The 26716-nt window shown below is 65.6% G+C and carries 30 protein-coding genes; 21 read left to right on the top strand and 9 right to left on the bottom strand.

Annotated elements, in window-relative coordinates; translation table 11 throughout:
* Positions 1-55: 55 nt before the first annotated feature.
* Entirely contained in the window at positions 56-1450 is a 1395-nt protein-coding gene (gene radA / locus FA85_RS03940) for a DNA repair protein RadA (RefSeq protein ID WP_036111704.1), read from the top strand.
* A gap of 27 nt (positions 1451-1477) precedes the next feature.
* On the opposite strand, the gene FA85_RS03935 is transcribed toward radA, so the two are convergent.
* Complete coding sequence (locus FA85_RS03935) at positions 1478-2293, bottom strand: cytochrome C assembly family protein (RefSeq protein ID WP_428977038.1); 816 nt, start codon at positions 2291-2293, stop codon at positions 1478-1480.
* Positions 2294-2403: 110 nt separating this feature from the next.
* Here FA85_RS03935 and ffh point away from each other — a divergent pair, with 110 nt between their 5' ends.
* From ffh to rplS, 5 genes are all read left to right on the top strand, one after another.
* Positions 2404-3786, top strand: coding sequence for a signal recognition particle protein (gene ffh, locus FA85_RS03930; protein WP_036111710.1), 1383 nt, complete (start codon positions 2404-2406; stop codon positions 3784-3786).
* A gap of 99 nt (positions 3787-3885) precedes the next feature.
* On the top strand, positions 3886-4137 hold the full coding sequence (gene rpsP / locus FA85_RS03925) for a 30S ribosomal protein S16 (protein ID WP_036111712.1): 252 nt from the start codon (positions 3886-3888) through the stop codon (positions 4135-4137).
* A complete protein-coding gene (rimM, locus tag FA85_RS03920; RefSeq protein WP_036111715.1) occupies positions 4137-4652 on the top strand; it encodes a ribosome maturation factor RimM in 516 nt (171 codons plus the stop codon). The genes rpsP and rimM overlap by 1 nt, the downstream gene beginning before the upstream one ends.
* A gap of 17 nt (positions 4653-4669) precedes the next feature.
* A complete protein-coding gene (gene trmD / locus FA85_RS03915) occupies positions 4670-5452 on the top strand; it encodes a tRNA (guanosine(37)-N1)-methyltransferase TrmD (RefSeq protein WP_036111718.1) in 783 nt (260 codons plus the stop codon).
* A 10-nt stretch (positions 5453-5462) separates the two neighbouring features.
* Positions 5463-5867, top strand: coding sequence for a 50S ribosomal protein L19 (gene rplS, locus FA85_RS03910; protein WP_036111719.1), 405 nt, complete (start codon positions 5463-5465; stop codon positions 5865-5867).
* Positions 5868-5923: 56 nt separating this feature from the next.
* On the opposite strand, the gene FA85_RS03905 is transcribed toward rplS, so the two are convergent.
* Complete coding sequence (locus tag FA85_RS03905) at positions 5924-7987, bottom strand: EAL domain-containing response regulator (RefSeq protein WP_036111721.1); 2064 nt, start codon at positions 7985-7987, stop codon at positions 5924-5926.
* A 98-nt stretch (positions 7988-8085) separates the two neighbouring features.
* Entirely contained in the window at positions 8086-9111 is a 1026-nt protein-coding gene (epmB, locus tag FA85_RS03900) for an EF-P beta-lysylation protein EpmB (RefSeq protein WP_036111724.1), read from the bottom strand.
* A gap of 87 nt (positions 9112-9198) precedes the next feature.
* Here epmB and efp point away from each other — a divergent pair, with 87 nt between their 5' ends.
* The 9 genes from efp (at position 9199) to FA85_RS03855 (ending at position 16049) form a co-directional block, all read left to right on the top strand.
* The gene (gene efp, locus FA85_RS03895; protein ID WP_036111726.1) at positions 9199-9777 is read left to right on the top strand and encodes an elongation factor P; all 579 of its coding nucleotides are present in this window, start codon (positions 9199-9201) and stop codon (positions 9775-9777) included.
* Between the two features lie 120 nt (positions 9778-9897).
* Positions 9898-11241 (top strand): TRZ/ATZ family hydrolase, encoded by a 1344-nt coding sequence (locus tag FA85_RS03890; protein WP_036111728.1) that lies wholly within the window; start codon positions 9898-9900, stop codon positions 11239-11241.
* Complete coding sequence (locus tag FA85_RS03885) at positions 11234-11515, top strand: YciI family protein (RefSeq protein ID WP_036111730.1); 282 nt, start codon at positions 11234-11236, stop codon at positions 11513-11515. The genes FA85_RS03890 and FA85_RS03885 overlap by 8 nt, the downstream gene beginning before the upstream one ends.
* A gap of 3 nt (positions 11516-11518) precedes the next feature.
* Complete coding sequence (ubiG, locus tag FA85_RS03880; protein ID WP_036111733.1) at positions 11519-12232, top strand: bifunctional 2-polyprenyl-6-hydroxyphenol methylase/3-demethylubiquinol 3-O-methyltransferase UbiG; 714 nt, start codon at positions 11519-11521, stop codon at positions 12230-12232.
* Positions 12229-12909 carry an HAD family hydrolase gene (locus tag FA85_RS03875; RefSeq protein WP_036111735.1) on the top strand — a complete coding sequence of 227 codons (681 nt, stop codon included), beginning with the start codon at positions 12229-12231 and terminating at the stop codon, positions 12907-12909. Before ubiG ends, FA85_RS03875 begins: the two co-directional genes overlap by 4 nt.
* Positions 12906-13742 carry a squalene/phytoene synthase family protein gene (locus FA85_RS03870; RefSeq protein WP_036111737.1) on the top strand — a complete coding sequence of 279 codons (837 nt, stop codon included), beginning with the start codon at positions 12906-12908 and terminating at the stop codon, positions 13740-13742. The genes FA85_RS03875 and FA85_RS03870 overlap by 4 nt, the downstream gene beginning before the upstream one ends.
* Positions 13743-13839: 97 nt before the next feature.
* The gene (gene folE2, locus FA85_RS03865) at positions 13840-14763 is read left to right on the top strand and encodes a GTP cyclohydrolase FolE2 (RefSeq protein ID WP_036111740.1); all 924 of its coding nucleotides are present in this window, start codon (positions 13840-13842) and stop codon (positions 14761-14763) included.
* Between the two features lie 147 nt (positions 14764-14910).
* Entirely contained in the window at positions 14911-15237 is a 327-nt protein-coding gene (locus FA85_RS03860) for a transposase (protein WP_036109331.1), read from the top strand.
* Between the two features lie 8 nt (positions 15238-15245).
* Positions 15246-16049: an IS3 family transposase gene (locus FA85_RS03855; RefSeq protein ID WP_239739771.1), complete on the top strand. Its 804-nt coding sequence runs from the start codon at positions 15246-15248 to the stop codon at positions 16047-16049.
* A 76-nt stretch (positions 16050-16125) separates the two neighbouring features.
* Here FA85_RS03855 and FA85_RS03850 read toward each other — a convergent pair whose 3' ends face one another.
* From FA85_RS03850 to FA85_RS20750, 4 genes are all read right to left on the bottom strand, one after another.
* Positions 16126-16881: a M23 family metallopeptidase gene (locus FA85_RS03850; RefSeq protein ID WP_051943427.1), complete on the bottom strand. Its 756-nt coding sequence runs from the start codon at positions 16879-16881 to the stop codon at positions 16126-16128.
* A gap of 32 nt (positions 16882-16913) precedes the next feature.
* The gene (locus tag FA85_RS03845) at positions 16914-18278 is read right to left on the bottom strand and encodes a dihydroorotase (RefSeq protein ID WP_036111748.1); all 1365 of its coding nucleotides are present in this window, start codon (positions 18276-18278) and stop codon (positions 16914-16916) included.
* Positions 18271-18534: a membrane protein insertion efficiency factor YidD gene (gene yidD, locus FA85_RS21370; RefSeq protein ID WP_239739959.1), complete on the bottom strand. Its 264-nt coding sequence runs from the start codon at positions 18532-18534 to the stop codon at positions 18271-18273. Before yidD ends, FA85_RS03845 begins: the two co-directional genes overlap by 8 nt.
* A gap of 73 nt (positions 18535-18607) precedes the next feature.
* Complete coding sequence (locus FA85_RS20750) at positions 18608-19189, bottom strand: hypothetical protein (RefSeq protein ID WP_156108694.1); 582 nt, start codon at positions 19187-19189, stop codon at positions 18608-18610.
* Here FA85_RS20750 and dksA point away from each other — a divergent pair.
* From dksA to FA85_RS03820, 3 genes are all read left to right on the top strand, one after another.
* Positions 19176-19664 (top strand): RNA polymerase-binding protein DksA, encoded by a 489-nt coding sequence (dksA, locus tag FA85_RS03830; RefSeq protein ID WP_079522918.1) that lies wholly within the window; start codon positions 19176-19178, stop codon positions 19662-19664. The genes FA85_RS20750 and dksA overlap by 14 nt on opposite strands.
* A gap of 142 nt (positions 19665-19806) precedes the next feature.
* Positions 19807-20133 carry a transposase gene (locus FA85_RS03825; protein WP_036109331.1) on the top strand — a complete coding sequence of 109 codons (327 nt, stop codon included), beginning with the start codon at positions 19807-19809 and terminating at the stop codon, positions 20131-20133.
* An 8-nt stretch (positions 20134-20141) separates the two neighbouring features.
* On the top strand, positions 20142-20945 hold the full coding sequence (locus FA85_RS03820) for an IS3 family transposase (RefSeq protein ID WP_239739771.1): 804 nt from the start codon (positions 20142-20144) through the stop codon (positions 20943-20945).
* Between the two features lie 165 nt (positions 20946-21110).
* Here FA85_RS03820 and FA85_RS03815 read toward each other — a convergent pair whose 3' ends face one another.
* Positions 21111-21542: a SufE family protein gene (locus FA85_RS03815; protein ID WP_036111755.1), complete on the bottom strand. Its 432-nt coding sequence runs from the start codon at positions 21540-21542 to the stop codon at positions 21111-21113.
* On the bottom strand, positions 21539-22918 hold the full coding sequence (cysS, locus tag FA85_RS03810; RefSeq protein ID WP_036111759.1) for a cysteine--tRNA ligase: 1380 nt from the start codon (positions 22916-22918) through the stop codon (positions 21539-21541). The genes FA85_RS03815 and cysS overlap by 4 nt, the downstream gene beginning before the upstream one ends.
* Positions 22919-23122: 204 nt before the next feature.
* On the opposite strand from cysS, the gene FA85_RS03805 reads away from it, so the two are divergent.
* The 3 genes from FA85_RS03805 (at position 23123) to FA85_RS03795 (ending at position 26716) form a co-directional block, all read left to right on the top strand.
* Positions 23123-23683, top strand: coding sequence for a glycine zipper 2TM domain-containing protein (locus tag FA85_RS03805; RefSeq protein WP_036111763.1), 561 nt, complete (start codon positions 23123-23125; stop codon positions 23681-23683).
* Between the two features lie 756 nt (positions 23684-24439).
* Positions 24440-25474 carry an N-acetylornithine carbamoyltransferase gene (locus tag FA85_RS03800; RefSeq protein ID WP_036111765.1) on the top strand — a complete coding sequence of 345 codons (1035 nt, stop codon included), beginning with the start codon at positions 24440-24442 and terminating at the stop codon, positions 25472-25474.
* A gap of 36 nt (positions 25475-25510) precedes the next feature.
* Positions 25511-26716 (top strand): argininosuccinate synthase, encoded by a 1206-nt coding sequence (locus FA85_RS03795; protein WP_036111768.1) that lies wholly within the window; start codon positions 25511-25513, stop codon positions 26714-26716.

Here is a 26716-nt window from a genome sequence, read left to right as displayed (position 1 = left end):
CCCTGCGACAGCGCTGTGCGATACAGCCTCATCCACTTCACGGAATTCCCCGACGATGGCCAAGGCCAAGACCGCTTACGTGTGCACCCAGTGCGGTGCCGAGCACAGCAAATGGCAGGGCCAGTGCGCTGAATGCAACGAATGGAACGTTCTCACCGAATTCGTCGTGCAGCCCGCCAAGCCCGCGGCGGTGTCATCGCCGGGTGCCCGGCGCGGCGGTTATGCGGGGGATGCCGCGGGCGCGCCGAGGATCACGCCACTCACCGAGGTCCTGCTGACGGCCGAAGCCCGCACGAATACCGGCATAGGCGAGCTCGATCGCGTGCTCGGCGGCGGTCTGGTCGACGGGTCGGTGGTGCTTATCGGCGGCGATCCGGGGATCGGCAAGTCGACCCTGCTGCTGCAGATGCTCGGCACGCTGGGTGCCGTGTTGCCAAGCCTGTATGTCACGGGCGAAGAATCGCTGAGTCAGGTGGCGAGCCGCGCGCAGCGCCTCGATTTACCGCTGGCGCCTTTGCATGCACTGGCGGAAACCTGCATCGAGCGGATTCTCGAGCAGGCGGTGACTGCGCGGCCGCGCGTCCTGGTGATCGACTCGATCCAGACGATCTGGACCGAGATGCTCACCGCCGCACCGGGGTCCGTCAGCCAGGTGCGCGAGTCCGCCGCCAAGCTCACGCGGTTCGCCAAGGAAACCGGCACCTCGGTCTTTCTGGTCGGCCATGTGACGAAAGAGGGCGGCATCGCCGGACCGCGCGTGCTTGAGCATATGGTCGACGCCGTCCTGTATTTCGAAGGCGAGTCGGGCAGCCGTTTCCGCGTGCTGCGCGCGTTCAAGAACCGCTTCGGCGCCGTCAACGAGCTGGGCGTGTTCGCCATGTCCGAGAAAGGTCTGCGCGAAGTCCCGAACCCTTCGGCCATTTTTCTTTCCGCCCATGCGGGCCCCACGCCCGGCAGTGCGGTCATGGTGACCCGCGAAGGCACACGGCCGTTGCTGGTCGAGGTCCAGGCGCTGGTCGATCAGTCGTCACTGGGTAACCCCCGGCGCGTGGTGCTGGGGCTGGAGCAGAACCGTCTGGCCATGTTGCTCGCCGTCCTTCATCGCCACGGCGGTGTGGCGGCATATGACCAGGACGTCTTCGTCAACGTGGTCGGCGGTATTCGTGTTCAGGAGACGGCATCCGACGTTCCGGTGATCATGGCGGTGCTGTCCAGCCTGCGCGATCGTCCCCTGCCCGAAAAGACCATCGCCTTCGGTGAAGTCGGTCTGTCCGGCGAGATCCGCCCGGTGCCCAATGGCGAGGAGCGGCTGAAGGAAGCGGCGACGCACGGTTTTCGTCGTGCCATCGTGCCGGCCGCCAACGCGCCCAGGCGTGGTCGCGTGGGCGACATGGAAGTCATCGGGGTCGAGCGGTTGTCACAGGCCCTGGATGCGAGCCGGGACACGTAAGCCGCGAGGGCGCAAGGACGCGCGCGCTTATGCCGTGCGGTGCAGGATGAGCTCCAGCACCGCCTTGGTGCCGAAGAATGCCAGCAGCAGGAACGCCATGCCGGCCAGCGTCCAGTACACGGCACGAATGCCGCGCCAGCCGTAGCGCCACCGTCCCCAGAGCAGGACCCCGAAGACGATCCAGGCGATGATCGAGAGCACCGTCTTATGGACGAGGTGCTGCCCGAACAGGTCGCCGACGAACAGGGCGCCGGTCACCAGGGTCAGCGTGAGCAGCACGAAGCCGACCGCGATCAGACGGAACAGCAGTACTTCGGTCAGCGTGAGCGGGGGCAGGGCGCGCAGCCAGTGGCCGAACTTGCTCCGGCGCAGTGCGCGCTCCTGAATCGCCAGCAGGATGGCCAGGGCGGCGGCGATCGACAGGATGCCGAAGGCCAGCACGGCGATGGTGACGTGCAGCTCGATCTGCCAGGTCATGATGCCGGGCGCGGTGTGAGGCGCCAGAAACGTATCGACCGCCAGGAAGATCGCGGAGAGCGGGAAGATCAGGATGCCCAGCCCCGCGACCGGCCGGGACAGGTTGACCGCCAGGGTCAGCGCCGAGGCGATCCAGGCGACCAGCGACAGGGCGGCGAAGAAATGCAGATCCAGCGTGCCGCGGTGAGCACTGAGCAGGACGGCGCCGTGGGCGAGGGCGGCGACGGTCGCCAGCAGGGCGCCCGCACGGGCGAGCGGCTGCCCGCCCGTGACCAGTGGCCGCGCGAGGACACCGGCGGCGGACAGGTAGAGGGCGATGGCGGCCAGCGTAAGGGCGGTGACGATCATGACTGCGGAGTGTGGCATAGCCGCCCGGGGTCGTGAATGCGACACAGTGGCATTTGCTCGCCCAAGCCCTTTGCGCGTCCCGCGTCAGCTATAATTCGTTGTTTACAGCATCGCCGACCCGACTCGCCATGTTCGAATCGCTCAGTAATCGCCTCTCCGATACCGTCAACCGCCTGCGTGGTCGCGGCCGGCTGACCGAGGAAAACATTCGCGAAACCCTGCGCGAAGTCCGCATCGCCCTCCTCGAGGCCGACGTGGCCCTGCCTGTGGTGAAGGCGCTGATCGAGCGGGTCAAGGTCCGCGCCGTCGGCCAGGACGTTCTGAAGAGCCTGTCGCCGGGCCAGGCGCTCATCAAGGTCGTCAGCGACGAACTGACCGCGGTCATGGGTCAGGCCAACACTGAGCTGAATCTCGCCGCCACGCCTCCCGCCATCGTTCTGATGGCCGGTCTGCAGGGTGCGGGTAAGACCACCACGGTCGGCAAGCTGGCCCGTTTCCTCAGGGAGCGGAAGAAGAAGCGCGTCATGGTGGTCAGCTGCGACGTGTATCGTCCCGCCGCCATCGAGCAGCTGCGCACGCTGGCCGAGCAGGTCGACGTCACCTTCTTCCCGTCGGAAGCCGGCCAGAATCCGGTCGATATCGCGAAGGCCGCGGTTGCCGCCGCCCGTCGCGAAGTGATGGACGTGCTGCTGGTCGATACCGCGGGCCGTCTGCATATCGACGACGCGATGATGGACGAGATCAAGGCGCTGCATGGTGCCCTGAACCCCATCGAGACCCTGTTCGTGGTCGACTCGATGACCGGTCAGGATGCGGCCAATGTGGCCAAGGCGTTCTCCGACGCCTTGCCGCTGACCGGTGTGATCCTGACCAAAACGGACGGTGACGCCCGTGGCGGCGCCGCCCTGTCGGTGCGCTACATCACGGGTCGCCCGATCAAGTTCCTCGGTGCGGGCGAGAAGTCCGACGCCCTCGAGCCGTTCCATCCCGATCGCCTCGCGCAGCGCATCCTCGGCATGGGCGACGTCCTGTCGCTGGTCGAGGAAGTCGAGCGCAAGGTCGACCAGGAAAAAGCCCAGAAGCTGGCCGAGAAGGTCATCAAGGGCAAGCGTTTCGATCTGAACGACATGCGCGACCAGCTCGAGCAGATGTCGAACATGGGCGGCCTGGCCGGTCTCATGGACAAACTGCCCGGCATGGGCAACATCCCGGACAGCGTCAAGTCCAAGGTCAACGACAACGAGCTGAAGCGCATGGTCGCTATCATCGGCTCGATGACGAAGAAGGAGCGTCGGCACCCCGATCTCCTGAACGGATCGCGCAAAGCCCGTGTGGCGCGTGGTTCGGGCACGCAGCCGGCGGACGTCAACCGCCTGCTGAAGCAGTACATGCAGATGGAAAAGATGATGTCCAAGCTGTCCAAGGGCGGCAGCAAGGGTCTCCTCCGTCAGATGCGTGGGGCGATGAAGGGTATGGGCGGTATGGGCGGCGGTTTGCCGCCGATGCGCTGAACCCCTTCCATTTTCTACAACTTTCGCTAAAATGCCGGGTTTACCGCGCCCGCTTCTCGCGCGCGCCTTGCCGGCACACGGCATTCTGGAGCTCGTAATATGGTTAAGATTCGTCTTTCGCGCGGTGGCGCCAAGGGCCGTCCGTTTTATCACATCGTTGTGACCGACCAGCGCAGCCCGCGCGACGGTCGTAACATCGAGCGTGTCGGCTACTACAACCCGGTCGCTTCGGGCGCTGATAAGCGTCTCGAGCTCGACGTCGCCAAGGTCCAGGCTTGGGTCGGCAAGGGTGCGCAGCTGACCGACAAGGTCCGTGCCCTCGTGAAGGAAGCCGGCAAGCTGGCTGCTTGATGTCGACGGAGTCCGGTAAGCGCGTCCGTCTGGGGCGCATTGTCGGGCTCTACGGTGTGCAGGGCCAGGTCAAGCTCGAAAGCTGGACCGAGCCCCGCATCCAGATCTTCCGCTACCAGCCATGGCTGCTCACCGCGCCGGGTGTGGAAAAGGAAATCGGCGGAGTCCGTGGACGCGCGCAGGGCAAAGGTCTCGTGGCCAGCCTTCCGGGCGTCGAGGATCGCGATCAGGCGACAGCCCTCATCGGTTGTGAGATCACGGTCTCGCGCGATGTGCTGCCGCCTCCCGCTCCGGGCGAGTTCTACTGGACCGACCTCGAAGGCCTCGAGGTCGTTACCACGGAAAACGTCGTTCTCGGTCGGGTGAATCACCTGTTCGCCACCGGCGCCAACGACGTCATGGTGGTGAAGGATGGTGACAAGGAACGCCTGATTCCGTTCGTCCAGGGCCCTTACGTGCACGCTATCGATTTCGACAGCGCCCGCATCGTGGTGGACTGGGACCCCGAGTTCTAAGGCGACGAATCCAGGTCATGCGTATCGATGTGGTTTCGTTGTTTCCCGATTTCGTCCGCCAGTCGGCCGCGGTCGGGGTGGTCGGAAGGGCGCAGCAACGCGAGTTGTTACAGGTGGAAACCTGGAACCCCCGCGATTTCGCTCCCGACAGGCATCGCACCGTGGACGGCCGCCCTTTTGGCGGTGGGCCGGGCATGGTGATGCTGATCGACCCTTTGCGAGCGGCGCTCGCAGCGGTTCGTGAGGCGGCACCGGAACCGGTGCACGTGATTTATCTCAGCCCGCAAGGTGCGCGGCTGACGCAGAAGAGGACCGAGGCGCTGGCAAACATGCCGCGAATCGCCCTGATCTGCGGACGTTACGAGGGCGTGGACGAACGCCTGCTGGAGCACGAGGTCGACGAAGAGCTTTCAATCGGCGATTATGTGCTGTCTGGCGGGGAGCTTGCCGCAGCGGTGGTTATCGACGCGGTGGGTCGTCTTCAGGAAGGTGCGTTGAACGACGCGCAATCCGCCCAGCAGGACTCCTTCTCGGATGGTCTGCTGGATTGCCCGCATTACACCCGTCCCGAGCATCACGATGCCTGGGGCGGCGTGCCGGAGGTGCTGCTTTCCGGCGATCACGCGGCTATTCGCCGCTGGCGTCGAAAACAGTCGCTGGGTCGTACCTGGCTGCGCCGGCCGGATCTGCTAACGCAGCGTGCGCTCGATGATGAATCGAGGGCATTGCTTGATGAATTCCGCCGTGAATACGAACGGCCAAACGGTGCGGCCGGAAACGACCGCCGTAACAAAAATTGACAGGTGTGCCATGAACAAACTCCTCCAACAGTTCGAAGCCGAGCAGATCACCCGCCAGCTGCCGGATTTCGGTCCTGGCGACACCGTGATCGTCAACGTCAAGGTGAAGGAAGGTAACCGCGAGCGCGTACAGGCGTTCGAAGGTATCGTCATCGCCAAGCGCAGCCGCGGCCTGCACTCCGCCTTCACCGTGCGCAAGATCTCGCACGGCACCGGCGTGGAGCGCGTGTTCCAGTCGCACAGCCGCGCCATCGACTCGGTCGAAGTGAAGCGCAAGGGTAAGGTCCGCGGCGCCAAGCTGTACTACCTGCGTGGTCTCGAAGGTAAGGCTGCCCGCATCAAGGAAGACATCGCCGCCGCCGCCGCTGCGAAGGTCGCCAAGAAGGCCGCTGCCGCCGCTGCCGCCGCCGAGTAATCGGCTGCCGCAAGGCACACGAAAAAGCCCGCGAGCGATCGCGGGCTTTTTCGTTGTCAGACCGGCATGTATTCCTCGGCCAGCACCTTGGCGGGCTCCTGCAGGAAGTTGCCCTGCACGAAGTCCACGCCGCAGGCGAACAGCAGTGAGGTGCTCACCGCGTCCTCGACCCATTCGGCGATGGTCTGCTTGCCCGAAGTGTGGCCTTCCTTGCAGATCTCCGCGATCTTCTTCTGATTTTCCGGGTGCTGCGGGAGATCCGTCATGAAGCTGCGGTCGATCTTGAGGAAGTCGGCTTCGATGTGATTGAGCATCTGGAACGAGTTGAGGCCGGAGCCGAACTGTTCGATGCCGAACTTGCCGCCCGCCTTGCGCCACGCCGAGACGAATTCCTGGGTCGGGCGCAGGCTGGTGAGCACCTTGGATTCCGGCATCTCGATGACCAGCGTGCTGCGACGCAGCCTGGCCGTATCCAGACGCCGACAGAGCCAGGGGAGCAGATCGCGGTCTTCCAGCGACTGCTGGGTCATCTTTACGAAATACGTGGTCGTCAGACCGTCGTTCTCGCGATGCACCAGCGCGTCGATGGCATGCCCCAAAACCCAGCGGTCGATCGCGGGCAGCAGGCCGTTACGCTCCGCCACCGGGAAGAAATACGACGGCAGGACATCGCCCTTGGGCCCGCGCATGCGGACCAGGATCTCGTAGAACTCGCCGGCGGCATCCTGCAGGCTGATGATCTGCTGGTGATAGAGGCGCAGGCCGTCTTTCGCCAGCGCGTCGCGGACCAGGTCGAGCCAGTACTGCTCGCGCTCGGCGTCGGCCTTCTCGCGTGCGCTCGGGTCGTGCAGTTCGACCCGGTTGCCGCCCTGGTTCTGGGCGTTGCGAAGCGCTGCGCTGGCCTGGTCGAGCACGGTGTCGCTGTTGGCGTTCTTCTCGGCCAGCAGGGTGCCGCCGATGGTGATCGTGACGGTCAGCGAGCGGGAGCCCGCATCGAAGATGTGCTCGGAGATCGCGGTGCGCAGGCGCTCGGTGAGAGCCGCGTGTTCCAGATCGCCGCGCGGCCCGAGGATCAGGCCGAGCGTGTGGTCGCCAAGGACGCCGGCGACGTCATCGTCGTCGATGGATTCCGCGATGCGCGTGGCGATGGCCGCCAGCAGGGAATCCGCGTTGCCGATGCCGGCGCTGGTGACGATGTCCTTCCAGTTGTCCGGCTCGATGAGCAGGACGGCCTGGCCCTCGCGGCCGGCGGCCGCGGCAGCCACGGCTTCATCCACGTGCTCCAGGGTGCGCGCGCGATTGAACAGGCCGGTGACCGGGTCGCGTTGCAGCTGGGCGACCAGTGCGGCGTCGACGATCTGCTGACGGAAGACGATCTGCAGGCAGGCTTCGCTTTCGAAGGTGGCGTGGGCGAATTCCACCATCGCGGTGAAGGTGCTGCCGTCATCGCGGCGCGCCAGCAGTTCGATCGGCGGGGGCGACTTGTCGCCCCTGGAAAGGCCGCGCAGCGTCGTCTTGAAGTCGTCCGCGTGCGTACCGGCGATCAGGTCGAGGATGGGCAGGCCCAGGATGTCGTCGAAGTCGGCAAAGCCGAAGGCATCGAGGTAGGCCTGATTCACACGCACGTGCATGCCTTCGTGCACGTAGGCGATGGCATCGCGCGACGAATCGAGCAGGGAGTCGCAGCGTCGCTCGGTCTCACGCAGCGACGTCTCGAGGCGACGCACCTGGCGCCGCGTCGAGAGCGACTCGAACTCGCGCAGGACGATCGCAAGGATCTGGTCCGGGCGCTTGCGCAATGCCACGCCGCGGCAGCCGTTGGCGAAGAGATCGGCGACCGCATCGTCCTGCAGGCCATCGACGATGGCGATGAGCGCGAGGTCGCGGCCGCTGGCATCGAGCTGGCGCATGACGGCACCGGCATCGATGCCGGGCACGTTCGGATTCAGAAGCACCAGGTCGGGCACGAGCTCGTCGAGCGAGGCCTGGATGCCCGCCGCGTCGACCGCCCGGGCGGGGCGCACGGCGATGCCGCCATTGCGCAGTACGTTGATCAAAAGCTCGGCGTCTTCCACCGAGTCTTCGATGAAGAGGATCCTGATGACGTTGTCGTGTTTCATGCCGTTCCGCTTACCGCTGTTCCACCCGACGAACCCGTGAACCGGCCCGCTCCCCCCTTGTCGCGGCCCGGTCACTCTCGTACCGGGTAGGGGACATACTAGCGCGCGAAATCGGCAATGGGGCGCTTCGAAGGGTCGCCCTGCAATTCACGCACGAGTTTTGGGACGAGGTACCCGGGAAGCCTTGCACGCAGGGCGTCGACGAGGCGCAGAGCCGTCTCATCGTCGACCTCGAAATGGGCGGCCCCCGCCACCTTGTCCAGCTGGTGCAGGTAATAGGGCAGCACCCCGGCGGCGAAGGACCGCTCACACAGGTCACTGAGAATATCCGCATCGTCATTGATGCCGCGAAGCAGGACCGACTGGTTGAGCAGGGTGGCGCCAGCATCGCGAAGGCGCGCGCAGGCGGCATCGACCGAGGCGTCGAACTCGTTGGCGTGGTTGGCGTGCAGGACCACGACCTTCTGCAGCGGCAGGCTGGACAGCCAGGTCGTGAACTCGTCGTCCACCCGCTCCGGCAACACGACCGGCAGGCGCGTGTGGATGCGCAGGCGGATGACGTGAGGCATTTCCGCCAGGCCCCGGGTGAGTTCGGCGAGCTTGTGCGTGGCCAGTGACAGGGGATCGCCGCCGGACAGGATCAGCTCCCGGATCGACGGGTCGGCCTTCACATGCGTGAGGGCCTCCCGCCACTGGGCGGCGGCGGCGATTTCTTCTCCGTACGGGAAGTGCCGGCGAAAGCAGTACCGGCAATTGACCGCGCAGCTGCCGCTGGCGATCAGCAGGGCCCGTCCATCGTACTTGTGCAGCACCCCGTGGCCCGTCCGCGAGGCCATGTCGCCCACGGCGTCCACGGTAAAGCCCTCGGCCATATCGTGCTCGGCGCGGCGCGGGAGTACCTGGAGCAGGAGGGGGTCGCTGGCGTCCCCCTGACGCATCCGGGCCGCGAAACCGCGGGGCACACGCAGGGGAAACCCGGCGTCGTCGGGGGGCAGAAGGTCGGTGCGCCCGCCGAGGCCGACGGCCCGCAGGAGCTCGCCGGCGTCCGTGATGGCGTCCCGCCACAGCTCGCGCCAGCCCGGGGAAGGCGACGATAGGCGGGAAGTGGGGCTTGCGGTTATCATTGTGGACCTTGGATCGGGCGCTGTGGCCCGTGACAGACCCTATTTTAGCCGCCCAGCGGGGCGGATATAACTCTGGAGCAGATACAGATGGGCATGCTGGGCCTCAACGACGTCAAAACGGGCAAGAAGATCATCCACAACGGCGATCCCTGGATCATCACCGAAGCGGACTTCATCAAGCCGGGTAAGGGCCAGGCGTTTACCCGTATCCGTATCCGCAACCTCAAGGACGGTCGCACGACCGAGCAGACGCTCAAGTCGAGCGACTCGTACGAAGAGGCCGATGCCGTCGATACGGATGCCAGCTTCTCGTACGTCGAGGGCACCGGCAACGATCGCGAATGGATCTTCATGCAGAGCGAGACCTACGACCAGCACCGCGCCAGCCTGGCGGCGATGGGCGACGCGTGGAAGTGGCTCAAGGGCGACGAAGAGTGCGTCATCACCCTCTTCAACGGCAATATCATCGCCGTGCAGGCGCCGAAGTTCGTCGAGCTGAAGATCACCGAGACCGATCCGGGCGTCCGTGGCGATACCTCGGGCGGCGGCGGCAAGCCGGCCACGCTCGAGACCGGTGCCGTGGTCCGCGTGCCGCTGTTCGTCAATCAGGACGAAATCATCAAGGTCGATACCCGCACCGGCGAGTACGACAGCCGCGTCAAGTAAGGCACGGCGTCTGTTGGTCGAATCGGCACGGCTGCCTTCCAGGCGCCGTGCCGATTTGTTTATGGGGTTTGCGCCCGATATGTTCCGAGAGTCCTGGTACCCCGCATCCCTGAGGCAGAAATGACTTCCAGCCCCACACCGATCGACCTTCTTATCGAAGCCCGCTGGGTCGTTCCCATCGAGCCGCATGGCGTGGTCCTCGACGACCATGCCGTCGCCGTGCACGGCGGCGAGATCGTCGCGATCCTGCCTGCCGACGAGGCCCGCGCGGCGTACGCGCCCGAAGAGCGCGTCATCCTCGAAGAACACGCGCTGATCCCCGGCCTGATCAACGCCCACACGCACAACCCCATGACTCTGCTGCGCGGTCTGGCCGACGACCTGCCGCTGATGACCTGGCTGCAGGAGCACATCTGGCCGGCCGAAGCGCGCGTGATGGGACACGACTTCATCCGTGACGGCGTGGAACTGGCCGTGGCCGAGATGATCCGCGGCGGCACCACCTGCGCCAACGAAAACTATTTCTTCCCCGACGTGATCGCCGCGACCTATCGCAAGATGGGCTTTCGCGCCGTCATCGGCCTGCCGGTCATCGATTTCCCGACGCCCTGGGCGAAGACCTCCGATGAATACTTCAGTCGCGCGGTCGAGGTCCACGATTCCCTGCAAGGCGAGCCGCTGCTGACCACGGCCTTCGTGCCGCACGCGCCGTATACGGTGTCGGACGAAAATTTCGAGCGCATCCGCGTGCTGTCCGACCAGCTCGATATCCCGGTGCATCTGCATACGCACGAGACCGCGCAGGAAGTGGAGGAGGCCGTCGCGAAGGACGGCATGCGTCCCTTCGAACGTCTGCGTAAGCTCGGCATCGTCAACGAGCGGCTGGTCGCCGTGCACATGACCCAGCTCACCGATGGCGAGATCGCGGCGTGTGCCGCGGCGGGCGTGTCGGTCGTGCATTGTCCGGAGTCCAACCTCAAGCTGGCATCCGGCTTCTGCCCGGCGGAGAAGCTGCGCACCGCGGGCGTCAACGTCTGCATCGGCACCGATGGCTGCGCGTCCAACAACGATCTCGACATGTTCGGCGAGATGCGCACGGCGGCGATGCTGGCCAAGGCCGTCGCGCAGGACGCCGCGGCGTTCGACGCCGCCTTCGCGCTTCGCGCCGCGACGCTCAACGGCGCAAAGGCCATCGGCCTCGGCGACCGCGTCGGCTCCATCGAGCCGGGCAAGCGCGCCGACCTGACCGCGGTTCGCCTGGATGCCCTCGAGACGCAGCCGCTCTACCACGTGGCCTCGCAGCTCGTGTACGCCACCGGCCGTCATCAGGTGAGCGACGTGTGGATCGACGGCCAGCGCAAGCTCGTCGCCGGTGAGCTCGTCGGCATCGATACCGCCGCGATCCGCGAAAAAGCGCGTTTCTGGCGCCAGCGTATCGCCGCCGGGGATCAGCCCGATGAGTGAGGCGACCCACCTCTACCTCGTGATGGCGATGCGCAACCCGACCTTCCAGGCCGAGGCGGGGCAGGCGCACCAGACGTTTCTCGCCGGACTGATCGAGCGCGGCGAACTCGACATGACCGGCCCGTTCACGGACGGGTCCGGCGGAGCCTACCTGCTGCGTGCCGCCAGCCTCGACGAGGCGACACGCATCGCGCACGCCGACCCGTTGCACATCACCGGTTCTTCCACGCTCACCGTCCACGAATGGCGTTTCCGCCGTTTTCCGGAGGCTTGAATCATGCAAACCGAAACCACCGCCAACGTCAGTCCGGAAGAGATCGCCCGCTTCGAAAAGCTCGCTGCGCGCTGGTGGGATCCCGATGGTGAATCGCGCCCGCTGCACGACCTCAACCCGGTGCGTGCCGCGTATGTCGGTGGCCGTGCGAACCTGCGCGGCGCGAAGGTCGCCGACGTGGGCTGCGGCGGTGGGTTGCTCAGCGAAGCGCTGGCGCGCGCGGGAGCCCATGTCACCGCGATCGATCTCGGCGCGAAGCTGATCGAGATTGCGAAGCTGCACCTCTTCGAGTCCAACCTTCAGGTCGATTATCGCGTGCAGTCGTCCGATGCCCTGGCCGCGGCCGAACCTGCCTCGTTCGACGTGGTCTGCTGCATGGAGATGATCGAGCACGTGCCTGATCCGCTGGTGCTGATCCGGGACCTCGCCGGCATGCTCAAGCCGGGCGGCCAGCTCTTTCTGTCGACGCTCAATCGCACGCCGGCCGCATTCGGCGCGGCGATCGTCGGCGCGGAATACCTCATGCGTCTGCTGCCGCGCGGTACGCATCACTACGCGCAGTTCCTCAAGCCGTCGGAAGTCGCGGGCATGCTGCGCCGCTTCGACCTCGAGCTCGAAGACCTGCGTGGCCTCGCTTACAATCCGCTCACGCGCAACGCGAGCCTGTCGTCCAATACGTCGGTGAACTACGTGCTGGCGGCGAGGAAGGTCGCGTGAGCGGACTGCCGTTCAAGCCGGAAGGTGTGTTCTTCGATCTGGATGGCACCTTGCTCGACAGCGCGCGCGATCTGTACGCCGCCGCCGTCGACCTGTGTGCGGAGAAGGGCGTGACGCCACCGTCTTACGACGACGTCCGCCCGGTGGTGTCGCGTGGATCGCGCGCGATCATCGCGGTGGCTTTTCCGGAGCTCGACGCCGACGCGATCATGCGGCTCGTGCCGCGTTACCTCGCGATCTACGAAGCGAACATGGCCCGCCACACGATTCCGTTCGACGGCGTCGAACCGCTGCTCGCCGGTATCGACGCGGCCGGTATCCGCTGGGGCGTCGTGACCAACAAGCCCGGGTTCCTGACGGATGCGCTGCTGCCTCAGGCGGTACCGCACTGGAAGCCCGCCGCGGTGGTCTCCGGCGATACGCTGCCGGTGAAGAAGCCCGACCCGGCGCCCGTATTGCACGCGTATGCGATCGCCGGCTGCGATCCCGCCCGTTCGGTGTTCGTCGGCGACGATCGTCGCGACATCCTTGCCGGCAAGGCGGCCGGCTCGTTCACCGTGGCTGTGCGCTGGGGCTACCTCGATGGTGGCGATCCCGACAGCTGGGGTGCGGACGCGGTCATCGATCACCCGGGCGAACTGGCCGCGCTGCTGGGCGTCGGGGAGGCGGTGGCGTGAGCGACGGCGCGACCCAGAGCTATATCGACAAGTGGCTGGCGGTGCAGCCGCAGCAGCGCATCGCGCTCGGTTTCGTCGACGAGCGCGTGCGCGACGAGCACGTGGCGCTTGCCGCCTTCGAACAGGAACTGATCGCGTCCGCCTACGGCATCCGCGAGCCGCAGGTGGCTGCGGCCAAGCTGCAGTGGTGGGCCGAAGAACTCTCCGGCGCGTCCGCCAGTGGCGGCCGGCATCCGCTGACCAAGCAACTGTTTGCGAGCGAGCGCGCGCGTCGTATACCTGCGTCGGTCTGGATCGCTCCCGTGCTGGCCGCGATGGCCCAGCTCGAGCAGGGCACCTCGTCGGACTTCGGCGCCCAGGTGACGGCGGCCAGCGGTCTGCATGGCGCGCTGGCGACGCTCGAAACCGCGTGGTGGTTCGGCCCTGATGCATCTGCCGAGGCGGCGTCACGGGTGGCCACGCTGTCGCACCTGGTCTTCGCGCTCTCGCGCCTGGAACTCGATGCGGAGCGCGAACGCCTGCCGTTGCCGATGTCGCGCCTGGCGAGGCACAGCCTGTCGCGAGGTCAGCTGAAAGACGATACGCCGGCCCGGCGCGACGCCATCCGCGCCCAGCTGACCGAACTCGCCGCCGGTCTGAAGGCCGCGCTGGCCCTGAATCAGCCGCTGAGCACGTTCCGCGGACTCGAGGGCCGTACGGCCCTGGCGACGGCCCGAGGCGCGGCCAAAGCCGCCGAACCTTTCGCCGAACTGCACCGTCGGCAGTCGCGCACGGGACCGGCGACGGCTCTGCGGGCCTGGCGCGCGGCCCGTCGCGCGGGTCGGTTGGGCTGAACGCACCGTTTCCCGGCACCCACCATTGAGCCCGTGAGTCGGGCCCCCATCTCGGCACGGTAGGCCGGATACGACTGGCCCCCTAGGATATTCCCCGATGTACATCCACGATTCCCCCACTCGCCTGCTGCCTGACGTCGCCTCTCAGGAACACGCGCTCGCCCTCGGTACGCTCGACTGGGTGGGTATGGACGGCATGGAAATGCCGGTCGCGTTCGATGCCGGCGACGGCGACGTGCGGTCCACCGGCGCCCGCGTCGGTGCCTTCGTCAATCTCACCAAAGCGGAGGCGCGCGGCATCCACATGTCACGCCTCTACCTGCTGGTCTCCGAGGCGCTATCGGCCGGACCGCTGACGATCGACGGCATCAGGCGTCTGCTGAACGACTTCCTGAGTTCGCATGAGGGGCTGTCGGACCACGCGCGGATCACGATCGGCTTCGACCACCTCGTCCGTCGCCATGCGTTGCGCAGCGACAACAGCGGCTGGCGCTCCTACTCGATCACGATCGATGCGACGCTCACGGGAGAGACCTTCCGCCTCGAGATCGTCACCGACGTGGTCTACTCCTCGACCTGTCCCGCCTCCGCCGCGCTGTCACGCCAGCTTATCCAGGACAATTTCGCCAGCACGTTCGCGGCCGGTCAGCCGCTGGACCGGGAAACGATCCTCGCCTGGCTGGGCACGGAGAAGGGCATCGTGGCGACCCCGCATGCCCAGCGCAGCACGGCCACGATCCGCGTGCGTCCCGCCGGCGACGGCGTCTTCCCGCTGATCACGCTGATCGACAACGTGGAGGCCGCGCTCGGGACTCCCGTCCAGACGGCGGTCAAGCGTGCGGACGAGCAGGCGTTCGCGCTGGCCAATGGTCAGAATCTGATGTTCTGCGAAGACGCCGCCCGTCGTATCCAGAAGACGCTGGAGGCCGACCGAAACGTCGCCGACTTCCACGTCCGCGTGGCCCATCACGAGAGCCTGCACCCGCACGACGCCGTGGCGTTTGCCAGCAAGGCGCGCTAGCGCCTTGCGTTGTAGGAGCGAGCCCTGCTCGCGAAGCTCTTCGCCCCGCTCGCGCAGACCCGCGCGAACGTCGGTCGCGAGCAGGGCTGTAATGGCCGGGTTTTTCAGGACCACCAAGTAGGAGCAAAATCTCCTGCGAGGTGAATCATGGCTCATAGAAAAATTCCGGCAGCGGTCAAAGCCGAGGCAATACGACTGGTGGTCGAGGTGGGATATACCCCGCCTCAAGCCGCTCAGATGATGGGTCTGGGGCCGACGGCCCTGAGGCGATGGGTGGAGGAATGGCGTGAACGGCAAGCGGCGATACCGGACGATCCGGTGGAGCAGCGGCGCCTCATCGCGCAGCTTCAGGGACAGCTGAAAGCCTCTGAAGACGCTCGTGCGGTGTTGGCACAGGAGCGTGACGTCCTAAAAAAACAGTTGCCCTCTCACCTGGCCGCCATCTTGCGAAAGCCGAGATCGTCCAAAAGGTGAGAGGGGATTTGTCGATACGACAGGTCTACGCGATTCTTGGCTGGCCCCGGAGCCGGCACTACGCCCCCGTCAAGGCGGCTCCCGCCATCGACGAAGGGCTTGCCCAGACCGCTCTGGCCATTCATCGGGATAGTCGCCGCAGCTATGGCGCACGCCGCCTTGCGCGCAGCCTGTGCCGGCACGGCTTTCGTGTGGGTCGCGAACGGGCGGCGACACTGATGCGCCGGCTGGACATTCGACTGAGGAAGAAGCGGTTTCATTACGCCAGACGCAACACGAAACCTGCACCGGCCGAAAATATCGTCAACCGACAGTTCGATCCGGCGCGTCCCAACCAGACCTGGGCCGGCGACATCACCTTCATCCGAACGGGCCAGGGCTTCCTCTATCTGGCCATCGTGGTCGATCTGTACTCCCGGCGAATCGTCGGCTGGGCCACAAGCCACACGCCCGATTCACGACTGGCCATCAAGGCCAACGAACTGGCCATCGGCTTGCGCCAGCCGGCTCCCGGGTTAGTCATGCACACCGATCAGGGCGCCTCGTACACCTCCGATCGCTACACCCAACATCTGGCCCGGCACGGCATCGTTCAAAGCATGAGCCGAAAGGGGAACTGCTGGGACAACGCCGTCGTCGAACGCGTCTTCCGAAGCCTTAAACAGGAGTGGTTCGGCGAGGAAACCTTCCCGACCCGAGCTCTGGCATCACAAGACGCGATCGACTATCTGGTTCGCTATTACAACCACGAGCGCCTGCACTCCGCGCTCGACTACCGCCCGCCAGCCGAGTTTGAGAGGATGGCGGCTTAACGCTCCTATGCGTGGTCCTCAAATACCCGGCCACTACAGCCTCGCTCCTACAATGGACGCGGCTATAGGCGACCTGTCAGTGAATCCCAGGCAGCAGCAACGGATCCAGCCGTGTTCCGAACCAGTTGAAGCCCCAGTGCACGTGGGGTCCCGTCGCGCGTCCGGTCTTCCCGGCCGCACCGATGATCTGCCCCTGACGCACATGCTCACCGACCCGCACGTCGATTCGTGACAGGTGCAGGAAGTTCGACGACAGGCCGAAGCCGTGGTCGAGCAGCACGGTGCCGCCGGTGAGATAGAGATCCGGGCTGGCGAACGTGATGATGCCGTCCGCGGGTGCTTTCACCGGCGTGCCTTCAGGTACGGCGATGTCCATGCCCGAGTGCGGCGCCTTCGGGTCGCCGTTGTAGATGCGCTGATTGCCGAAACGCCCGCTGATACGACCCGTCACCGGCCAGATGAAGCCGTGGGCGAAGTCCTCGCGCGTATCGTCACGGTTACGTGCCGCGACCACCCCGGCCTGCTCGCGTTCGATGCGCGCCGCGATGTCCGGCGGCGGGTTCACCGTCTTCGGCGGCACACCCTCGACGCGCTCCATCGGCCAGTCGCGAGGGATGACCTCGACCACCCGTTTCTCCGTGCCGACAGTGACGACGATGGGACCTTTCTCATCCCGTCCGGCACCGAAGACGAAGATGCCGTCGTCGCCGACATGCACGGGCTTGCCGGCGACGGTGACGTGAGAGCCCCGGGGCGCGTGGCCGATGACCAGCCCGCCCTGCGACACCGTCGAGGGCAGGTCGGGGACCGCGGCCGCGGCGGCCGCGGTCATCCACAGAGCGAGTGCAGCGCTTGCGATTTTCCTCATGCCTTGGCCGCACCACTCGCCGGTCGGTCGAACGTCAGGCGCTGGCCACGGACATCGCCGTCGACGGTCTTGCCGTCGAAAACACGCTGTCCATTGACGAAGGTCGACACGATGCTGCTCGAGAACGTCTCACCCTCGAACGGCGACCAGCCGCACTTCGAGAGAACTTCCTCGCGTGTCACCGTGTGCTTTTTCTTCGGGTCGACCAGGACCAGATCGGCCGCGTAGCCCTCGCGCAGGAAGCCGCGCTTCTCGACGTCGAACAGCTTGGCCGGTGCGTGACAAACCGCCTCGACCACACGCTCGAGCGTGAGCTTGCCTTCATGCACGCGCTCGAGAGCGGCCTGCAGCGCGAACTGCACGAGCGGCAGGCCCGACGGCGCCTTGTCGTACTTCTGTGCCTTTTCTTCCAGCAGATGCGGCGCGTGGTCGGTGGCCAGGACGTCGAGTCGGCCTTCGGCGAGAGCTTTGGTAATCGCGTCGCGATCGGCCTCGTCCTTGATCGCGGGGTTGCACTTGATGAAAGAACCCTTCGCGTCATAGTCGGCCTTGCCGCCGAAGTGCAGGAAGTGCACGCAGGTTTCCGCCGTGATGCGCTTGCCCTCGATCGGGCCCGGCTCGAACAGCGCCAGTTCGTCGGCCGTGGAGATATGCAGCACGTGCAGGCGGGTGTTGTGCTTTTTCGCCAGGGAAATCGCCAGACGGGTGGACTTGATGCAAGCCTCACGCGAGCGGATGTGCGGGTGCTCCCACATCGGGATATCGTCGCCGTACTGTTCGTGCGCCATGGCGAGGTTCTCGTCGATCATCGGCGTGTCTTCGCAGTGCGTGATGATCGGCACCGGGGTGTCGCGAAAGATACCGTCGAGGGTCTCCGGGTTATCCACCAGCATGTTGCCGGTCGACGCACCCATGAAAACCTTCACGCCGGGTGCGGCCTTCGGATCGAGCGCGCGGATCGCCTCGAGGTTGTCGTTACTGGCGCCCATGTAGAAGGCGTAGTTGACCACGGAGGACTTGGCGGCGAGCTCGTACTTGTATTCCAGCGAATCGCGGTCCAGTGCGGGCGGCTTGGTATTGGGCATTTCCATGAAGCTGGTGATGCCGCCTGCCGCGCAGGCGCGCGACTCGTGCGCCAGGTCAGCCTTCTGCGTGAGACCCGGCTCACGGAAGTGCACCTGATCGTCGATCATTCCGGGCAGCAGCCAGAGGCCCGTGGCGTCGATAACCTGTTCGTCACGTTCCGTTGCCAGATGCTGCGCAATCGTCGCGATTTTTCCGTCACGGACACGTAAGTCGGCGGTGAACCGGCGGCCTTCGTTGATCAGTTCGGCGTTCTTGATGAGCCAGGCATCAGTCATGGGTATCAGCTCCTTGGGCGCCACATCGGCGCAGGACGAATTGGTCGGGGACGGGGTCGTGGCCGCCTTCACACAGCGGCTGGCAGCGCAGGATGCGCCAGGTTCCCAGAACCGCGCCACGTGCCGGCCCGAAACGGGCTATGGCGACGCGGGCATAATCGGAACAGGATGGATGGAAGCGGCATCGGGCCCCAAGGAGGGGACTGAGCCACCGTTTGTAGAAGGAAATCAGGATTAAGAGGAGGCGGGTCACTATGAGTCCGGTGTCGACCGGCGTAAGCCAGAAGACAGTATCCCAGAAGAGAGGTTGCTGGGGTAACGCTTCTGGGCTATAACACCCCGCCGCCACGGCCACCGAGGTGAAGGATTATGGCGAAAAACGCTAGCAGTTCCGCAGCCGCCAAGGGCGCCGCCAAGAAGGGCGGCGCGGGCGACGTGAAGACGGCCAAAACGGTTGTGGCCGGGGTAAAGGCGGCCAAGGCGCCGGCGAAGAAGGCAGCGGTCAAGGCCGCGCCGGTGAAATCCGCCGCGCCCGCGAAAAAGGCCGTGGCGAAGACACCCGCCAAGGCCGCGCCCGTCAAGAACGCCAAGCCGGCGGCAAAGGCGCCCGTTAAAACGGCGACAAAACCAGCGGCTTCCCATGCGGCTCCCGCCGCGACGAAATCCACCGCTCCCGCCGTAAGTAAGGCGGCAGCGGCCAAGACCAAGCCGACGCCGGCCAAGGCCGCGCCGGCTCCCGCTCCAACGCCGGCGGCGAAGTCATCCGCCCCGGCCCACGATGCACCGACGCCCGCCCAGGGCAGGACGGCATCGGCCGTTGCCGCTACATCGCCGCGGAGTGCCTCCGCGGTGGGTAGCGCTACCTCATCCAGTAACGAGAATTCCACGCACTCCAGCATGAACAGCACCACTTCCCACACCGCCGACAACGGCATCACGCGCGAAGACGGCCGCTATGCGCTGCCGGCTTCGACTGTCATCGACCTGCCGAAGGGTTACAAGCCGGGTCCCGACGAGGAGTACATGAGTCCTCGTCACCTGGCCTATTTCCGCAACAAGCTGAAGGACTGGCGCGACCAGCTGGTCGAAGAATCCCGCCAGACCATGGACAACCTCCGTGAGGAAGTCCGCGACGTGGGTGACGAAGCGGAGCGCGCCACGCGCGAGACCGAGAACTCGCTCGAGCTGCGCACCCGCGACCGCTACCGCAAGCTGATCTCCAAGATCGACAAGGCCCTGCGCCGGATCGAGGAAGGCCGCTACGGTTTCTGCGAAGAGACCGACGAGGAAATCGGCGTGGAGCGTCTCGACGCCCGCCCGATCGCCACGCTGACGCTCGATGCACAGGAGCGCCGCGAGCACCTGCAGAAACAGATGGGCGACTGATCGCCTGTTTTGCCGCGGTCTAAAAAAACCCTCGCGAGCGATCGCGAGGGTTTTTTCTTGCCTGCTGTCGTAGGAGCGCGCCTGTAATGGCCGGGTTTTTCAGGACCACCAAGTAGGAGCAAAATCTCCTGCGAGGTGAATCATGGCTCATAGAAAAATTCCGGCAGCGGTCAAAGCCGAGGCAATACGACTGGTGGTCGAGGTGGGATATACCCCGCCTCAAGCCGCTCAGATGATGGGTCTGGGGCCGACGGCCCTGAGGCGATGGGTGGAGGAATGGCGTGAACGGCAAGCGGCGATACCGGACGATCCGGTGGAGCAGCGGCGCCTCATCGCGCAGCTTCAGGGACAGCTGAAAGCCTCTGAAGACGCTCGTGCGGTGTTGGCACAGGAGCGTGACGTCCTAAAAAAACAGTTGCCCTCTCACCTGGCCGCCATCTTGCGAAAGCCGAGATCGTCCAAAAGGTGAGAGGGGATTTGTCGATACGACAGGTCTACGCGATTCTTGGCTGGCCCCGGAGCCGGCACTACGCCCCCGTCAAGGCGGCTCCCGCCATCGACGAAGGGCTTGCCCAGACCGCTCTGGCCATTCATCGGGATAGTCGCCGCAGCTATGGCGCACGCCGCCTTGCGCGCAGCCTGTGCCGGCACGGCTTTCGTGTGGGTCGCGAACGGGCGGCGACACTGATGCGCCGGCTGGACATTCGACTGAGGAAGAAGCGGTTTCATTACGCCAGACGCAACACGAAACCTGCACCGGCCGAAAATATCGTCAACCGACAGTTCGATCCGGCGCGTCCCAACCAGACCTGGGCCGGCGACATCACCTTCATCCGAACGGGCCAGGGCTTCCTCTATCTGGCCATCGTGGTCGATCTGTACTCCCGGCGAATCGTCGGCTGGGCCACAAGCCACACGCCCGATTCACGACTGGCCATCAAGGCCAACGAACTGGCCATCGGCTTGCGCCAGCCGGCTCCCGGGTTAGTCATGCACACCGATCAGGGCGCCTCGTACACCTCCGATCGCTACACCCAACATCTGGCCCGGCACGGCATCGTTCAAAGCATGAGCCGAAAGGGGAACTGCTGGGACAACGCCGTCGTCGAACGCGTCTTCCGAAGCCTTAAACAGGAGTGGTTCGGCGAGGAAACCTTCCCGACCCGAGCTCTGGCATCACAAGACGCGATCGACTATCTGGTTCGCTATTACAACCACGAGCGCCTGCACTCCGCGCTCGACTACCGCCCGCCAGCCGAGTTTGAGAGGATGGCGGCTTAACGCTCCTATGCGTGGTCCTCAAATACCCGGCCACTACAGCCCTGCGCGCGAAAGGCATCGCGCGCAGGGCGCGCTCCTACAGGTGACGTCAGCGCCGCGTGCAAGTCACGTCAGCGCCGCGCGGCCGCGTGCAAGTCACGTCAGCGTCGCGCGGCCGCGTACAGGTCACGCCAGCGTTGCGGCCGCGTAGGCCTTCAGTTTGACTAGCATCGCCGCCAGGCCATTCGACCGGGTGGGCGACAGATGCTTGGCCAGCCCGATGTCCTGGATGAAGCTCGGCTCGGTGTCCACGATCTCGCGGGCCGACCGGTCGGAGTACACGCGCAGCACCAGCGCGATGAGGCCCGAGACGATCGCCGAATCGCTGGCGGCGTCGAAATGCATCTTCGAGGCATCGCCCGACGGAATCAGCCAGACCATGGACTGGCAGCCGTGGACCCGGTTCTCTTCCGTTTTGCGCTCATCGGGAAAGGCAGGCAGCTGGCGACCGAGGTCGATCAGGTACTGGTAGCGTTCCGTCCAGTCGCTGAAAAAGGCGAACTCTTCGGCGATGGCCGCCTGGGCCTCGAGGGCGGTGGATTCGATCGGCTCGCTCATGCTTTCACCACGCTCCAGCGCGTGCCCTGTGCGCCGTCTTCAATGGCGATGCCCAGCTCCCTGAGCTGGTCGCGGATGGCGTCCGAGCGCGCGAAGTCCTTCGCGGCACGAGCCGCCCGGCGCTCCTCGAGCAAGGCCTCGATGGCGGCCTCGTCGATGCATTCGCCCGGGTTGCCCTGACGGAACCAGCTTTCCGGGTCTTCCTGCAGCAAGCCGAGCAGGCCGGCGCCACCCAGCAGCGCCGCCTTGGCGGCGGCGCGCTCGTCGCCCGTGGCGCGGCGTGCCGCGTCGGCCAGCTGGGAGATCTCCGCCAGGGCCTGCGGGGTGTTGAGGTCGTCGCACAGGGCCGCTTCGACGGCCGCTGGCATGACCGCATCGCCGGCATCGACATCCGCCATGTCGCGCAGGGCGCCGTACCAGCCGTCCAGTGTACGCACGGACTGGGTGAGTGCGCTTTCCGACCAGTCCAGCGGCTGGCGGTAATGCCCGCGCAGGAGCATCAGGCGCAGCGCTTCGCCGGGGTGTCTGCCCAGCAGTTCGTGCAGCTGAAGCACGTTACCCAGCGACTTCGACATCTTGCGACCGTCGAAGGTCAGCATGCCGTTATGCAGCCAGTAGCGCGCAAAGGTCTTGCCGCCGTGGGCGCAGACGCTCTGGGCGATTTCGTTTTCGTGGTGCGGGAACGTCAGGTCGACGCCGCCGGCATGGATGTCGATGGTCTCACCCAGATGGGCTTCGCTCATGGCCGAGCACTCGATGTGCCAGCCCGGACGGCCACGGCCCCAGGGACTGTCCCAGCCGGGCAGGGTGGCGTCGGAGGGCTTCCAGAGCACGAAGTCACCGGGGCTCTTCTTGTACGGAGCCACCTCGACACGGGCGCCGGCGATCAGGTCCTCCGGGTCGCGACCGGAAAGGGCGCCGTACTCGGCATACGACTCCACATGGAAGAGGACATGGCCCTCGGCCTCGTAGGCGTGGCCGGAGGCGATCAGACGCTCGATCATCGCCACGATCTGTGGAATGTGGTCCGTGGCGTGGGGTTCGACGTCCGGCGCCGCGACGCCCAGCCGGGCCATGTCCTCACGATAGGCCTGAGTGAATCGCTCGGTGATCTGACCGATCGGCACGCCCGCGGCGGACGCGGCGGCGTTGATCTTGTCGTCGACGTCGGTGATGTTCCGCGCGTACACGAGATTCGGGTAGTGGCGGCGGATCAGCCGCGCCAGCACGTCGAACACGACCGGCGGCCGGGCATTGCCGATATGGATGTAGTTGTAGACGGTCGGCCCACAGACGTACATCGTCACCCGGTTCGGATCGATCGGGGTGAACGCCTCCGTGCGGCGCGACAAGGTGTTGTAGAGCGAGATCGGCATCGTGGATCCGTGGACGGGCGCGGCGGGCGGCCGGTCGCAGATAGTAACAAGCCCGCCGCCTTCCCGGGCGCACGCACGTGGCGCGAATCGGTTGACATCGTGCGTGAATTCGCCCGCGCGAGGTTCTAAGCGTGGATTCAGCGTGAACTTGATGAAATGCGTACCAGTAGGCGCGCCCGTGCGCCTGGCTGGAGGTTTTCCTACATGTCTCGCCTGCTTATCCCTGCGCTCATCCTCGCCGTTTTCGCCTCTGGCGCCAGCGCCCAGGACGGCCGTTATGCGCCACCGCCGCCACCCCCGGGTGCCGTGGGTCCGGATGACAACACCCATTTCGGCTGGGCCGACGTGCTGCGCGTGGACCCCGTCTACGGCGTCGCGCGTGTCGAGACGCCGCGTCAGGAGTGCTACGACCAGCCAGTCGTCCGTCGTGAGTCCAGTGGCAACAGCACCGCCGGCACCATCCTCGGCGCGGTGGTCGGTGGTGTCCTGGGCAATACCGTCGGCAAGGGCGACGGCCGTAAGGCCGCCACCGTGGTTGGCGCGGTGGCCGGCGGCGCCGTGGGCAACAACATCTCCCACAACGGCGACCGCACTTACGAGAGCACCGAAACCCGCTGCCGCGACGTGAGCTCGGTCTCCGAGCAGCGCCGCATCGCCGGCTACGATGTCGAATACCGATATCGCGGTGAGGTCTACGTCTCGCGCCTGAACTACGACCCGGGCGAGCGCCTGCGGGTCCGCGTCAACGTGGCGCCGGCGGACTGACCGCCTCGCCATGATGTCGAGAAAGGCCGCGAGCGATCGCGGCCTTTTTTTGGGCGCGCGTCGGGGCACGGGCGGGGGGCGGGGGCGGGGGCGGGGGCGGGTGCCATTCTCGTCGCTAAGTCCTCCTTCGGCCTTCGCCTACGTGCGGAAGCGCTCCGAGAACGACACCCGCCCCCGCCCTCCCAACCAAGAGGTTGCGGGTGGGGAAAGCGGCGAGCAGCATGAGGTGTGATCCGTGCGTGCGGTGCTGCCCACGATGTCGATCACCGCGGCGCGCGCAGGTTCCGCGATTTGCTCGTCTTCCACGTGCCCCGTCGCGTTGGAAGGGAGTGGTCGGCTGCCGTTCTTGGAGCGCTTCCGCACGAAGGCGAAGGCCGTAGGAGGACTTAGCGACAAGAATGGCAGCCGACCGCTCCCGTGCCTCAGCGCAAGCACCCCCATGCGATGGCGAAGCCGAGCCCGAGCCCGAAGCAATGTTGCGCAACGCACCAAATCCCGGCATGATCGGGGTTCCATCTTCGCCGACCCTGCCGTGTCCCATACTGTCTACACCGCCGTTGTCTTCACTAGCGCCCGCATGGCCGCTGGGATGACGTCGCGTGCTCGTCGACCGTACATCGGACATTCGGCCGGGTAGGCTGTCGCGCGCATTTCATTCGCATCGACTAAAAAACCCGGCCCCGTGCCGGGTTTTTTCGTTTCCGATTCCTGATATTCCACCCACGGCCCCCGGGCCACCGACCGATCTGGACCGCCATGACCGTTCGCCACTTCCTCAATACCCAGGACTACAGCCGCGCCGAGATCGACGCCCTGCTCGAGCAGGCCGCCGAATTCAAGCGCTCGCCGCAGGGTCAGCAGCTGGCTGGCAAGTCGATCGCGCTGATGTTCTTCAACCCCTCCATGCGGACCCGGACCAGCTTCGAGCTGGGCGCGTTCCAGCTGGGCGGGCACGCCGTGGTGCTTTCCCCGGGCAAGGACGCGTGGCCGATCGAGTTCGAGGTCGGTACGGTGATGGACGGCGATACGGAAGAGCACATCGCCGAGGTCGCCCAGGTGCTGTCGCGCTACGCGGACATCATCGCCGTGCGCGCCTTCCCCAAATTCGTCGACTGGCAGGTGGATCGTCAGGACATCGTGCTGAAGGCGTTCGCGCGCTATGCCACGGTGCCGGTGATCAACATGGAGACGATCACCCATCCCTGTCAGGAGCTGGCCCATGCGCTGGCCATGAAGGAGCATCTGGGCGATCTCCAGAACAAGAAATACGTGCTGACGTGGACCTATCATCCGAAGCCGCTGAACACGGCGGTGGCCAACTCGGCGCTGATGATCGCGACCAGGATGGGCATGGACGTGACCCTGCTGTGCCCGACGCCGGAATACATCCTCGACGAGCGCTACATGGAATTCGCGAAGCGGAACGCGGCCGAGAACGGCGGCTCGCTGCAGGTGTCACATGACATCGAATCGGCGTACAGCGGCGCGCACGTGATCTACGCGAAGAGCTGGGGCGCGATTCCCTACTTCGGTCGCTGGGACGAAGAAAAGGCCATTCGTGACGCCAACAAGCACTTCATCGTCGACGAGGCCAAGATGGCGCTCACCGACAACGGCCTGTTCAGCCACTGCCTCCCGCTGCGCCGGAACATCAAGGCGACGGACGCGGTGATGGACTCGCCGGCGTGCATCGCCATCGACGAAGCCGAAAACCGCCTGCACGTGCAGAAGGCGGTGATGGCTTCGCTCATCTCGCACGCGTCGGGCGCGAAGTCCGGCCTCGGTTTCTGATTCGCTCTTTCCCTTTTCCCTTATTTTGGAGCCAGCATGTCCAGCAAAGATATCGTTCTCGCGTTTTCCGGCGGCCTCGACACCAGCTTCTGCGTTCCGTACCTGATGGAGCGCGGCTATGCCGTGCACACCGTGTTCGTCGATACTGGCGGCGTCTCGGCGGAAGAGCGTGAGTACATCGAGCAGCGCGCGACCGAACTGGGCGCCGCCTCGCACCGCACCGTCGACGCCTCGCAGGCGATCTGGGACACCTTCGTCACCCCGCTGATCTGGGCCGGCGAGTTCTATCAGGGCCAGTACCCGCTGCTGGTGTCCGATCGCTACCTCATCGTGAAGGCCTCCCTGGAGCGTTGCGACGAGCTCGGCACCAAGCTGTTCGCCCACGGCTGCACGGGCATGGGCAACGACCAGGTGCGTTTCGACCTGACCGTCCGCGCCCTCGGCGACTACACCATCGTCGCGCCGATCCGCGAGATCCAGCGCGAGCACACCCAGGTCCGCGCTTACGAGCAGAAGTACCTGGAAGACAAGGGCTTCGAAGTCCGCGCCAAGACCAAGCACTACACGATCAACGAGAACGTGCTGGGCGTGACCATCTCCGGCGGCGAGATCGACGCCTGGGAAATTCCTGGCGAAGGCGCGATCGGCTGGTGCGCGCCGCGCGCCGAATGGCCGTCCGAACCGCTGCGTATCGAACTCGGCTTCGAGAAGGGTGTAGCCACCTCGCTCAACGGTAAGGCCGCCACTGGTCCCGAGATCCTCGCCTTCCTCAACCGCGAACTGGCGAAGTACGGCGTGGGTCGCAGCCTGTACACCGGCGACACCAACATCGGCCTGAAGGGCCGCATCGTGTTCGAGGCGCCGGCACTGACCGCGCTGCTCACCGCGCACCGCGCACTGGAAGAAACCGTGCTGTCGAAGCAGCAGAACCGCTTCAAGCCGGAGATCGGTCGCAAGTGGACGGAAGTCGCCTATGAAGGCTTCTTCAACGATCCGATCAAGGCCGACCTCGAGGCCTACCTCGTGTCGACGCAGCGCAAGGTCGACGGCAAGGTCATCGTCGAGACCCGCGGCGGTTCCATCTACGCCGTGAAGGTCGAATCGAAGAACCTGCTGCATTCGTCCAAGGCGACGTACGCGCAGGCTGCCGACTGGGGCGTCGCCGAAGCCGAGGGCTTCATCAAGCTCTACGGCATGAGCTCGACGATCTGGGCGGAAGTCGACCGCGCCAACGGGAACTGA

This window comes from Luteibacter mycovicinus (genome assembly GCF_000745235.1).
GTDB classification, from domain to species: Bacteria; Pseudomonadota; Gammaproteobacteria; order Xanthomonadales; family Rhodanobacteraceae; genus Luteibacter; species Luteibacter mycovicinus.
The sequence above is the reverse complement of the archived record's forward strand: the minus strand, read 5'-3'. Positions and strand labels throughout refer to the sequence as shown.

Excerpts from the sequence above, each read along its gene's own strand:
- radA (WP_036111704.1), top strand. The coding sequence starts at position 56 with ATGGCCAAGGCCAAGACCGCTTACGTGTGCACCCAGTGCGGTGCCGAG.
- FA85_RS03935 (WP_428977038.1), bottom strand. The coding sequence starts at position 2,293 with ATGCCACACTCCGCAGTCATGATCGTCACCGCCCTTACGCTGGCCGCC.
- ffh (WP_036111710.1), top strand. The coding sequence starts at position 2,404 with ATGTTCGAATCGCTCAGTAATCGCCTCTCCGATACCGTCAACCGCCTG.
- rpsP (WP_036111712.1), top strand. The coding sequence starts at position 3,886 with ATGGTTAAGATTCGTCTTTCGCGCGGTGGCGCCAAGGGCCGTCCGTTT.
- rimM (WP_036111715.1), top strand. The coding sequence starts at position 4,137 with ATGTCGACGGAGTCCGGTAAGCGCGTCCGTCTGGGGCGCATTGTCGGG.
- trmD (WP_036111718.1), top strand. The coding sequence starts at position 4,670 with ATGCGTATCGATGTGGTTTCGTTGTTTCCCGATTTCGTCCGCCAGTCG.
- rplS (WP_036111719.1), top strand. The coding sequence starts at position 5,463 with ATGAACAAACTCCTCCAACAGTTCGAAGCCGAGCAGATCACCCGCCAG.
- FA85_RS03905 (WP_036111721.1), bottom strand. The coding sequence starts at position 7,987 with ATGAAACACGACAACGTCATCAGGATCCTCTTCATCGAAGACTCGGTG.
- epmB (WP_036111724.1), bottom strand. The coding sequence starts at position 9,111 with ATGATAACCGCAAGCCCCACTTCCCGCCTATCGTCGCCTTCCCCGGGC.
- efp (WP_036111726.1), top strand. The coding sequence starts at position 9,199 with ATGGGCATGCTGGGCCTCAACGACGTCAAAACGGGCAAGAAGATCATC.
- FA85_RS03890 (WP_036111728.1), top strand. The coding sequence starts at position 9,898 with ATGACTTCCAGCCCCACACCGATCGACCTTCTTATCGAAGCCCGCTGG.
- FA85_RS03885 (WP_036111730.1), top strand. The coding sequence starts at position 11,234 with ATGAGTGAGGCGACCCACCTCTACCTCGTGATGGCGATGCGCAACCCG.
- ubiG (WP_036111733.1), top strand. The coding sequence starts at position 11,519 with ATGCAAACCGAAACCACCGCCAACGTCAGTCCGGAAGAGATCGCCCGC.
- folE2 (WP_036111740.1), top strand. The coding sequence starts at position 13,840 with ATGTACATCCACGATTCCCCCACTCGCCTGCTGCCTGACGTCGCCTCT.
- FA85_RS03860 (WP_036109331.1), top strand. The coding sequence starts at position 14,911 with ATGGCTCATAGAAAAATTCCGGCAGCGGTCAAAGCCGAGGCAATACGA.
- FA85_RS03850 (WP_051943427.1), bottom strand. The coding sequence starts at position 16,881 with ATGACCGCGGCCGCCGCGGCCGCGGTCCCCGACCTGCCCTCGACGGTG.
- FA85_RS03845 (WP_036111748.1), bottom strand. The coding sequence starts at position 18,278 with ATGACTGATGCCTGGCTCATCAAGAACGCCGAACTGATCAACGAAGGC.
- dksA (WP_079522918.1), top strand. The coding sequence starts at position 19,176 with ATGAACAGCACCACTTCCCACACCGCCGACAACGGCATCACGCGCGAA.
- FA85_RS03825 (WP_036109331.1), top strand. The coding sequence starts at position 19,807 with ATGGCTCATAGAAAAATTCCGGCAGCGGTCAAAGCCGAGGCAATACGA.
- FA85_RS03815 (WP_036111755.1), bottom strand. The coding sequence starts at position 21,542 with ATGAGCGAGCCGATCGAATCCACCGCCCTCGAGGCCCAGGCGGCCATC.
- cysS (WP_036111759.1), bottom strand. The coding sequence starts at position 22,918 with ATGCCGATCTCGCTCTACAACACCTTGTCGCGCCGCACGGAGGCGTTC.
- FA85_RS03805 (WP_036111763.1), top strand. The coding sequence starts at position 23,123 with ATGTCTCGCCTGCTTATCCCTGCGCTCATCCTCGCCGTTTTCGCCTCT.
- FA85_RS03800 (WP_036111765.1), top strand. The coding sequence starts at position 24,440 with ATGACCGTTCGCCACTTCCTCAATACCCAGGACTACAGCCGCGCCGAG.
- FA85_RS03795 (WP_036111768.1), top strand. The coding sequence starts at position 25,511 with ATGTCCAGCAAAGATATCGTTCTCGCGTTTTCCGGCGGCCTCGACACC.